Here is a 9,207-nt window from a genome sequence, read left to right as displayed (position 1 = left end):
AGCGTGCAGGTGTGCAGCCACACCCGCGCGATTCCCGGCCGCCACGCGCGTTGCAGCGCGTGCGCCATCAGCCAGCGGCCATGACCCTGCCCGGCCAGTTCGGGCACCAGCGCGACATAGGACAGTTCGCACGCCCCCGGCTGGCGGAAATCCAGTTCGAGCATCCCGACCTCGATCCCGGCGCGGTCGATCGCGGCGAACACCGCCACCGCCGAATCGTGGATGATCGCGGTCAGCGCGTCGTCGTCGATCACCAGGCGGGAGAACCACAGCCACGGCGCGCCGACGCGACGGAACAGCGCGCGGTAGTTGTCGGGCGCGGGATTTTGCCACGCGACCAGTTGAAGCGGCGAATCGGGCATCGGCCTGAGCGGCGGGCGCGTCCGCATCTCCAGCGTGGTGACGATCGTCGCCACCTCTGCATCGGCGACGGGAATCACCGCCACGTCATTCCCAGGCGGCCAGCGGCGGCAGGCTCATCAGGATCGCGTCGATGTTGCCGCCGGTCTTCAACCCGAACAGCGTGCCGCGGTCATAGACCAGGTTGAATTCGGCATAGCGCCCGCGCCACACCAGCTGCGCCGCCTTGTCGGCGTCGGTGAACGGCGTCGCCATCCGCCGCCGCACGATCGCCGGGAAAATATCGAGGAAGGCGCGGCCGACATCCTGGGTAAAGGCGAAATCGGCGGCGAAATCGCCTTCCAGATGATCGTAGAAGATCCCGCCGACGCCGCGATGGACCTGGCGGTGGGGGATGTAGAAATACTCGTCGGCCCATTGCTTGAAGCGCGGATAGTGATCGGGATCGTGCGCGTCGCACGCCGCCTTCAGCCGCGCGTGGAAATCCGCGGTATCCTGGTCATAGGGGATCGGCGGGTTGAGATCGGCGCCGCCGCCGAACCAGCGCTTGGTCGTCACCAGGAACCGCGTGTTCATGTGGACCGCCGGCACGTGCGGATTGGCCATGTGCGCGACCAGGCTGATGCCGGTGGCGAAAAACTGCGGATCGTCGGCCGCGCCGTGGATGGTCTTGGCGAAATCGCCCTCGAACGTGCCGCCGACGGTGGAGACGTTGACCCCGACCTTTTCGAACACGCGGCCCTTCATCACCCCGCGCACCCCGCCGCCGCCGTCGCCGCTCGGGTCGGGCCGGTCCCAGGGGGTATAATCGAACGCGGCGTCCGATCCGGCCTCGCGCTCGATCGCCTCGAATTCGGCGCAGATCGCGTCGCGAAGCGATTCGAACCACTGGCGGGCGGCGGCTTGTTCGGTGTCGAGCGTCGGCATGGCGGGCGCCCGTAACAGGTCCGGTCGCGGCGGGCGATAGGTCAAAACGCCCACCCGCGCGTCTGGCGCAGCGCCTCCGCCAGCACGATGCCCGCCGATACCGCGACGTTGAGCGATCGCATCCCCGCCACCATCGGAATCGCGACGCGCAGGTCGGCGCGGTCGTGCACCGCGTCGGGCACCCCGCCCCCTTCGCTGCCGAACAGCAGCACGTCGCCGGCATCGAACCGCGCCTGGTCGAGTCGGGTCGCGCCGGTGGTCGTCGCCAGCACGATTCGCCCGGTGGCCTGCGCCTCGAACGCCGCCCAGTCGACATGGCGGGCGATATCGGCGCGGCGCGCATAGTCCATCCCCGCGCGGGCCAGTGCGCGGTCGCTCCACGGAAAGCCCATCGGCTCGATCAGATCGACCCCGGCGCCCAGGCACGCGGCGGTGCGCAATATGGTGCCGACATTGCCGGCGATATCGGGTTCGAACAGGGCCAGCCGCATGGTCGGGGGCATAGCGCGCGCAAATAGCTGTTGGCAAAGCGCGTACCCCGCGTTTATCAGGCCGCCAGCCGCCAGGGGGGTCTCGGGCGGCTTGGCGTGGCATATCCGCGTCCGTTCCCGTTCCCGGCGCAGTTCTCCGCGCCAAGAATTCGAAGTGCAAGGGCAAGTGCATGGCAACGCTTGAAGATGCTGTTCCTCCTGGCGAGTCCGCAGCGCCCTATCTCGAGCAGGTCGCCGATCCGCGGCGCCGCGACTATCTCCAGATCGCGGCGGTGGCGTGGGCCGGCGTCGGCGTCGGCGTGGTCGCGTTGCCGCTGATCAACCAGATGAACCCGTCGGCCGACGTGCTCGCGCAGTCGACGACGGAGATCGACATCTCCGCGATCCAGCCGGGACAGGCGATCAAGACCCAGTTCCGCAAGCAGCCGCTGTTCGTGCGCAACCTGACGCCGGCGGAAATCGCCGAGGCCGACGCGGTGCCGCTGTCGTCGCTGCGCGATCCGCAGACGCTGGAGCAGCGCACCAAGCCGGGCCACACCAACTGGCTGATCACGCTGGGCGTGTGCACCCACCTCGGCTGCGTGCCGCTGGGCGCGGGCGAGGGCGAGAACAAGGGGCCGTTCGGCGGCTATTTCTGCCCGTGCCACGGGTCGGCCTATGATACGGCCGCGCGCATTCGCCAGGGACCGGCGCCGACCAATCTGCACGTTCCCGACTATACATTCACGTCCGATACCGTCGTCACGGTCGGCTGAGGGGCACCGACATGAGCTTTCCCTGGGCCAAGCATTATGAGCCGAAGCACCCGCTGACCAAGTGGGTCGACGATCGGCTGCCGCTGCCGCGTTTCGTCTACAACGCGGTCGGCGCCGGCTATCCGGTGCCGCGCAACCTCAACTATTTCTGGAACTTCGGCGTGCTCGCCGGCGCGGCGCTCGCGATCCAGATCGTCACCGGAATCGTGCTGGCGATGCATTTCGCCGCCAACGGCGCGGTCGCGTTCGATTCGGTCGAACACATCATGCGCGACGTCAATTCGGGCTGGCTGCTGCGCTATGCCCACGCCAACGGCGCGTCGATGTTCTTCATCGTGGTTTACACCCACATCGCCCGCGGGCTCTATTACGGGTCGTACAAGGCCCCGCGCGAGATGGTGTGGCTGCTGGGCGTGGTGATCTTCCTGCTGATGATGGCGACCGCGTTCATGGGCTATGTGCTCCCGTGGGGGCAGATGAGCTTCTGGGGCGCGCAGGTCATCACCGGCTTCTTCTCGGCGATCCCGGTGGTCGGCGACTGGATCCGCATCTGGCTGCTCGGCGGCTTCGCCCCGGACAACGCCGCGCTCAACCGCTTCTTCTCGCTCCACTATCTGCTGCCGTTCGTGATCGCGGCGGTGATCGTGCTGCACATCTGGGCGCTGCACATCCCCGGCTCGTCCAACCCGACCGGCGTCGAGGTGAAGGGCGAGCAGGACACGGTGCCGTTCCACCCCTATTACACGGCCAAGGACGGCTTTGGGCTGGCGGTGTTCCTGCTGATCTTCGCCGGGCTGCTGTTCTTCGCGCCGAACTATCTCGGCCACCCGGACAACTATATACCGGCCAATCCGCTCTCGACGCCCGCGCACATCGTGCCCGAATGGTATTTCCTGCCGTTCTACGCGATCCTGAAGTCGTTCACGATCGACTTCATTCTCCCGGCGAAGCTGTGGGGCGTGCTGGCGATGTTCGGCTCGATCCTGCTGATGTTCTTCCTGCCGTGGCTGGACACGTCGCCGGTGCGGTCGGCCAAATATCGTCCGGCGTTCCGCATCTTCTTCTTCGTGCTGATCGTCGACGTGTTCGTGCTCGGCTATGTCGGCGGGGCGGAGCCGATCGCGCAGAACGTGATCCTGGGGCAGATCGCCTCGGCTTACTATTTCCTCCACTTCCTGGTGATCATTCCGATCGTCTCGGCGATGGAGCGTCCGCGCCCGCTGCCGAACTCGATCACCGAGGCGGTGCTGGCGAAGCACAATCATGACGCGAGCGGCGACGTCGCCGTCGCGGCCGCCGAATAAGGGACGTCTCGCAATGGTTCGCATCATCGGCGGATTGATCGGTCTGGCCTTTGCCTTCATGGCGTTGCTCGGCTTCGGCAGCAGCATCTACGGCGTCGTCACCGATCCCGCGAAGCCCACGGCGGAACATGAGTTCCACCTGCATCCCAAGAAGCTCGCGCTGGCCTCCAACGGCCCGTTCGGCGGCTATTCGAAGAATCATCAGCAGCTTCAGCGCGGCTTCCAGGTCTACAAGGAAGTCTGCGCGGCGTGCCATTCGCTGCGTCTGGTCGCGTTCCGCGACCTGCAGGCGCTCGGCTATAACGAGCCCGAGGTGAAGGCGATCGCGTCGCAATGGGCGATCCAGCAGCCGTCGGTGAACCCGGAGACGGGCGAGGCCGCGACGCGGCCTAATACCCCGGCCGACAAGTTCCCGCTGGTGTTCAACAACGACGTCGCCGCCCGCGCCGCGAACAACAATGCGATCCCGCCCGACCTGTCGCTGATGACCAAGGCGCGGCATGACGGCGCAGCCTATATCTATTCGCTGCTGACCGGGTTCCAGGATCAGCCGAAGGAACTGCTGGAGAAATTCCCCGAGGCGAAGACCCCGGCGGGCCTCCACTACAACCCGTATTTCGCCAACCTCAACCTGGCGATGGCGCCGCCGCTGGTCAGCGACGGGCAGGTCACCTATCAGGACGGCACCGCCGCGACCAAGGACCAGATGGCCAAGGACGTCGCCGCCTTCCTGGTGTGGACCGCCGAGCCCAAGCTCGAAGCGCGGCACAGCACCGGCTGGGCGGTGGTGATCTTCCTCGCGATCTTCTGCTTCCTCGCCTATGGCGCCTATCAGAGCGTCTGGCGCGACGTGAAGCATTGAGAGCGGTGGCGGAAGCCAACGACGACCTGAAGGCGCTGATCCGCACGATCCCCGACTTTCCGAAGGCGGGGATCCAGTTTCGCGATATCACCACATTGCTGCTCGACGCGCACGGCCTGGCCCAGGCGGTTGAGCGGCTGGCCGGCGCGGTGCGCGGCCCGATCGACCTGGTCGCCGGGATCGAGGCGCGCGGATTCCTGTTCGCCGCGCCGCTGGCGATCCGGCTGGGCGCCGGGACGCTGCTGATCCGCAAGGACGGCAAGCTGCCGGGCGCGACGATCGGCGAGGATTATGCCCTCGAATATGGCTCCGACCGCATCACCATCCATGCCGACGCCTTTGCGCCGGGCGCGCGGGTGTTGCTGGTCGATGATCTGATCGCCACCGGCGGCACCGCGCGCGCCGCGGTGCGCCTGATCCGCAAGGCCGGCGCCACCGTCGATCAGGCGACCTTCGTCATCGACCTCCCCGAACTGGGCGGCGCCGATGCGTTGCGATCCGACGGCATCGACGTCGTCACGCTGGTGACCTTCGCCGGCCATTGAGTCGCGCCGGGCGGAACAACTCGCTCGACTCCCCTGTTTTTCACGCGGTAGATTTGACGTCGCGTGCTTGGGAGTTTCGAACGATGATCCGCATGATCCAGACCCTCGGGCTGATCGCCGCCGCTGGCGTCGGCCTTGCCGGCTGCACCGATGGTTACGGTTATTCCGGCGTCTCGGTCGGCTATGGCGCGGCGCCCTATGGCGGTTATTACGACGATTATTACGGCGGCTATTATGGTGCCGGCTATGGCGGCTACGGCTCGCCCTATTGGGGCTGGTACGGCGACTATTATTATCCCGGCACCGGCTATTACGTCTATGATCGGGATCGCCGGCCGCACCGCTGGAACGACGGCCAGCGCAACTATTGGGAAGGGCGGCGACAGGCGTGGCGCGGCGATCGCGGCAACGGGCGGCCGAACTGGGATGGCTGGCGCGGCAACGGCGGACGCGGCAACGCGATCGCGCCCGGACAGCGCCGGACCTGGCAGCAGCCGCAGGGCAATCGTACCCTCTCCCCGGCGCAGCGCGAACAATGGCAGCAGCGGCGCGAAGCCTATCGCAGCGGGCAGGGCCAGCAGGCCCAGCCGCGCGGGCCGGGGCCGAATCGTCCGAGCATCGGCACCGGTAGCCGGCGGGAGGGCGCTGGTGGGCGTGGCGGCGGTCGTCGCCGCTGAAGCGATTCGCGGGCGAATCGGCGCTCCGTGCGAATCGATTCGCGCGACGGCGGATTGATCGGCTCGGTCGCGAATCAGCCCTGGCCGGCTCCGTCCGCCGGGCGGCGGCGCCACAGTCCGATCGCGATGAAGGTCATCACCGGCACGTCGTCCTGGTTCAGCACGGTCATCTTCGAGCGCGCGCTGCCCATGTCGGGGCGGCTGTTCGAAGCGCGGGTGTCGACGATCTCGCTCTCGCAACGCAGCACGTCGCCGGGATAGACCGGCTTCAGCCAGCGCAGCTCGTCGATGCCGGCCGCGCCCAGCGCCGCCGATTCGCCGGCATCGGCCTGCATGTGCGCGACGTTCATCGCCATCGTCATCGCGCAGGTATGCCACCCGCTCGCGGCAAGTCGCCCGAAATGCGTGTCTGCGGCCCCCTCATCCGACAGGTGAAAGGGTTGCGGATCATAGCGGCGTGCGAAGTCGACCACCTCGTCGTGCGTGACTTCGTAATGGCCGAACGACGCGCGATCGCCGACCTCGATATCTTCCCAATAGCGCATAAGGTCGGTTTCGCACTGAAACTGACCGGGGGCAAGCCTCAGCGCGCGGTCAGTACCGGCTTGAACACCGCATCGTTGCCGTCGACGCCGGTGGCCGGGGGCAGCCCGATCAGGTCGCGCAGCAAGGCATAGACGTCGACGTTGTCGAACCCCGGCAGCGTCCGTCCGGCGGCGAAGGCGGGGCCGTTGGCGACGAACAGCGCCGCCATCTGCGGCGCCTGATTGTCATAGCCGTGGTTGCCGCCGCGCTGATCCGGCCGGGGCGCGCGGTCGCTGATCGACCATTCGACATCGGCCAGGCACAGGTACGGCGGGATGCGCGGGTTGGCGCCGTAGCGGAACCGGGCGGGAATCTCCGCCTTGCGCCAGCAGGTCATGTGGTCGTGCGGCGCCAGCAGCACCTTCTCCAGCACCGCCTCGCGCCCCGGCACGGCGCGCAGCGTGGCATAGGGACCGGCTTCGAACAGCACATAGTCGGCGGGGTCGGCGATCTGGTCGATGCGGATCGTCCGCGCGGCGGCGGTGGCGGCCATGCCGTGATCGGCGACGATCACCAGATTCGCCGGCTGATGCAGCGCGGCCAGTCCGTCGACCAGCATCCCGATCGACGCATCGACATCGGCGACGGCAGCGGTGGTCTCCGCCGCGTCGGGGCCGAATTCGTGGCCGGCGCTGTCGACGGTGTCGAAATAGAGCGTCACCAGCCTCGGCCGGATCGCCGCCGGACGGCGCAGCCAGTCGATCACCGCGTTGACTCGCTGGGGGCCGGTCACCGCCTGCGCGAACTGCTGCCAGTCGTCGGGGCGGACACCCCCGGTGACGACGCGATGCCCACCCTGTTCCATCGTCCCGCCCCAGGCGACGTTCGATCCCGGCCAGAACATCGTCGCGGTGCGAATCCCCGCCTTGTCGGCATCGACCCAGATCGGCGGCACCGCATTCCACCAGAACGGATCGTCGGTCGCCATGGTGAAGGTTTCGTCGGGGCGCGACGGGTCCTTCATGGAATTGGCGACGATGCCGTTGCGATCGGGCACGTCGCCGGTCACCAGCGCCCAGTGATTGGGAAAGGTCTTCGACGGAAAGGACGGGCGCATCGCGGCGCGCACGCCGCCGGCGGCGAGTCGTGACAGGTTCGGCGTCACCCCCCGATCGAGATAGTCGGCGCGGAACCCGTCGATCGACACCAGGATGGTGACCGGTTCGCGCACCTCGGCACTGGCCGCCACCGCGCTGGGCGCGACCGGCGCGCTGGCGGGGGCGGTGACACAGGCTTGCAGCGCGGCGGCGAGCGCGGCGGCGGCGATACGGGGAATCCAGCGCATGACCGGTTTCATGGCAGTCCTTCGCGGCGTTGGTGTGACACGCGATCGCGCCGGCCGGGCGATCAGCCGGCGCGGTCGGCCTTCGCCAGCGGATCGACGACCAGCATCGCCGGCAGGCGCGGACAGCGCCTTTCGGCCAGCATTGGCGGCGGGGGCGGACATCTGGCGGCGGCGCCCGGCTGCTGCGCGACCCGCGTCGTCGTCGCCGCCATCGCGGGCGTGGCGGCGATCAGCACGGGCAACGCGGACAGCAGCAGGAGCGGGCGAACCGTCATGTGCAAATGCTACACCGGCCCGGCAGCTTTGCCTATAGGCGGCGATGGGCGGTCGACCGCCCCGGCGACACGCGCGCGATGCCGGGCACGAGCGCGTCGGAACGCCGGCGCCGCGTCTCCTCAGCTGTGGAGGAAGTGCATCACGTCGCCGTCGCGGACGACATAGGCCTTGCCCTCAGCGCGCAGCTTGCCGGCTTCGCGCGCGCGCGCTTCGCCGCCCAGCGCGACATAGTCCTCGAACGCGATCGTCTCGGCGCGGATGAAGCCCTTTTCGAAATCGGTGTGGATCTCACCGGCCGCTTCCGGCGCGGTCGCGCCCTGGTGGACGGTCCACGCGCGGGCTTCCTTGGGGCCGACGGTGAAGAAGGTCAGCAGGTGGAGCAGCTTGTACCCCGCGACGATCACGCGGGCGAGGCCGGTCTCCTCCAGCCCCAGCTCGCCCAGGAACTCGCCGCGCTCGTCGGGGGCCATCGTCGCGATCTCGGCCTCGATCGCGGCGGAGACGACCACCGCCTCGGCGCCCTCGGCCTTCGCCTTGTCGAACACCTTGGCCGACAGCGCGTTGCCGTGGGCGGCGTCCTCCTCGTTGACGTTGCAGACATAGAGTACCGGCTTGGCGGTGATCAGCTGCGCCTGCTTGAACACGCGCTCCTCCTCGACGTCCTTGGGCTGGGTCAGCCGCGCCGGCTTGCCGTCGCGCAACAGGTCGAGCGCCTGGCCGAGCACGCTCGCGGCGATCTTGGCCTCCTTGTCGCCCTGCTGCCCCTTCTTCACGAAGTTGGGCACGCGCTTCTCGAGCGATTCGAGGTCGGACAGCATCAGTTCGGTCTCGACCGTCTCGGCGTCGGCGATCGGATCGACCTTGTTGTCGACGTGCTGGATGTCGTCGTTCTCGAAACAACGCAGGACGTGGACGATCGCGTCGACCTCGCGGATGTTGCCGAGGAACTGGTTGCCCAGTCCCTCGCCCTTCGACGCGCCGCGCACCAGCCCGGCGATGTCGACGAAGCCGAGCTGGGTCTCGATGATCTTCTGCGACCCGGCGATCTCGGCCAGCTTGTCCAGCCGCGCGTCGGGGACCGCGACGTTGCCGACGTTCGGCTCGATCGTGCAGAACGGATAATTCGCCGCCTGCGCCGCC

At 68.0% G+C, this 9,207-nt stretch carries 12 protein-coding genes; 5 read left to right on the top strand and 7 right to left on the bottom strand.

Annotated features, from left to right (window positions below; genetic code table 11):
* The 3 genes from VNR91_RS00790 to VNR91_RS00780 all read right to left on the bottom strand — a co-directional run.
* The coding region (locus tag VNR91_RS00790; protein ID WP_325488892.1) for a GNAT family N-acetyltransferase at positions 1 to 446 on the bottom strand (446 nt) is incomplete at its 3' end.
* Position 447: 1 nt separating this feature from the next.
* Positions 448 to 1,287: an oxygen-dependent coproporphyrinogen oxidase gene (gene hemF / locus VNR91_RS00785; RefSeq protein WP_325488891.1), complete on the bottom strand. Its 840-nt coding sequence runs from the start codon at positions 1,285 to 1,287 to the stop codon at positions 448 to 450.
* Positions 1,288 to 1,328: 41 nt separating this feature from the next.
* Positions 1,329 to 1,778 carry a tRNA (cytidine(34)-2'-O)-methyltransferase gene (locus VNR91_RS00780; protein ID WP_325488890.1) on the bottom strand — a complete coding sequence of 150 codons (450 nt, stop codon included), beginning with the start codon at positions 1,776 to 1,778 and terminating at the stop codon, positions 1,329 to 1,331.
* Positions 1,779 to 1,948: 170 nt separating this feature from the next.
* Here VNR91_RS00780 and petA point away from each other — a divergent pair, with 170 nt between their 5' ends.
* From petA to VNR91_RS00755, 5 genes are all read left to right on the top strand, one after another.
* Positions 1,949 to 2,533: a ubiquinol-cytochrome c reductase iron-sulfur subunit gene (petA, locus tag VNR91_RS00775; RefSeq protein WP_325488889.1), complete on the top strand. Its 585-nt coding sequence runs from the start codon at positions 1,949 to 1,951 to the stop codon at positions 2,531 to 2,533.
* A gap of 11 nt (positions 2,534 to 2,544) precedes the next feature.
* Positions 2,545 to 3,837: a cytochrome b/b6 gene (locus VNR91_RS00770; protein ID WP_325488888.1), complete on the top strand. Its 1,293-nt coding sequence runs from the start codon at positions 2,545 to 2,547 to the stop codon at positions 3,835 to 3,837.
* Between the two features lie 13 nt (positions 3,838 to 3,850).
* Positions 3,851 to 4,699 carry a cytochrome c1 gene (locus VNR91_RS00765; protein WP_325488887.1) on the top strand — a complete coding sequence of 283 codons (849 nt, stop codon included), beginning with the start codon at positions 3,851 to 3,853 and terminating at the stop codon, positions 4,697 to 4,699.
* 5 nt (positions 4,700 to 4,704) lie between these two features.
* Complete coding sequence (locus tag VNR91_RS00760) at positions 4,705 to 5,244, top strand: adenine phosphoribosyltransferase (protein WP_325488886.1); 540 nt, start codon at positions 4,705 to 4,707, stop codon at positions 5,242 to 5,244.
* 92 nt (positions 5,245 to 5,336) lie between these two features.
* Positions 5,337 to 5,921 carry a hypothetical protein gene (locus tag VNR91_RS00755; protein ID WP_325488885.1) on the top strand — a complete coding sequence of 195 codons (585 nt, stop codon included), beginning with the start codon at positions 5,337 to 5,339 and terminating at the stop codon, positions 5,919 to 5,921.
* 74 nt (positions 5,922 to 5,995) lie between these two features.
* Here the strand turns inward: VNR91_RS00755 and VNR91_RS00750 are convergent, their stop codons facing one another.
* From VNR91_RS00750 to ychF, 4 genes are all read right to left on the bottom strand, one after another.
* Positions 5,996 to 6,466, bottom strand: coding sequence for a MaoC family dehydratase (locus VNR91_RS00750; RefSeq protein WP_325488884.1), 471 nt, complete (start codon positions 6,464 to 6,466; stop codon positions 5,996 to 5,998).
* A 38-nt stretch (positions 6,467 to 6,504) separates the two neighbouring features.
* Positions 6,505 to 7,803 carry an ectonucleotide pyrophosphatase/phosphodiesterase gene (locus VNR91_RS00745; protein ID WP_414712355.1) on the bottom strand — a complete coding sequence of 433 codons (1,299 nt, stop codon included), beginning with the start codon at positions 7,801 to 7,803 and terminating at the stop codon, positions 6,505 to 6,507.
* Positions 7,804 to 7,853: 50 nt separating this feature from the next.
* Positions 7,854 to 8,066 carry a hypothetical protein gene (locus VNR91_RS00740; protein WP_325488883.1) on the bottom strand — a complete coding sequence of 71 codons (213 nt, stop codon included), beginning with the start codon at positions 8,064 to 8,066 and terminating at the stop codon, positions 7,854 to 7,856.
* Positions 8,067 to 8,186: 120 nt separating this feature from the next.
* Positions 8,187 to 9,207 (bottom strand): redox-regulated ATPase YchF (gene ychF / locus VNR91_RS00735; RefSeq protein ID WP_325488882.1); only part of this gene is annotated, 1,021 nt, incomplete at its 5' end.

The sequence above is a fragment of the Sphingomonas sp. genome, from assembly GCF_035555815.1.
GTDB lineage: Bacteria > Pseudomonadota > Alphaproteobacteria > Sphingomonadales > Sphingomonadaceae > Sphingomonas.
This window is presented reverse-complemented; position numbering and strand designations above follow the sequence as displayed.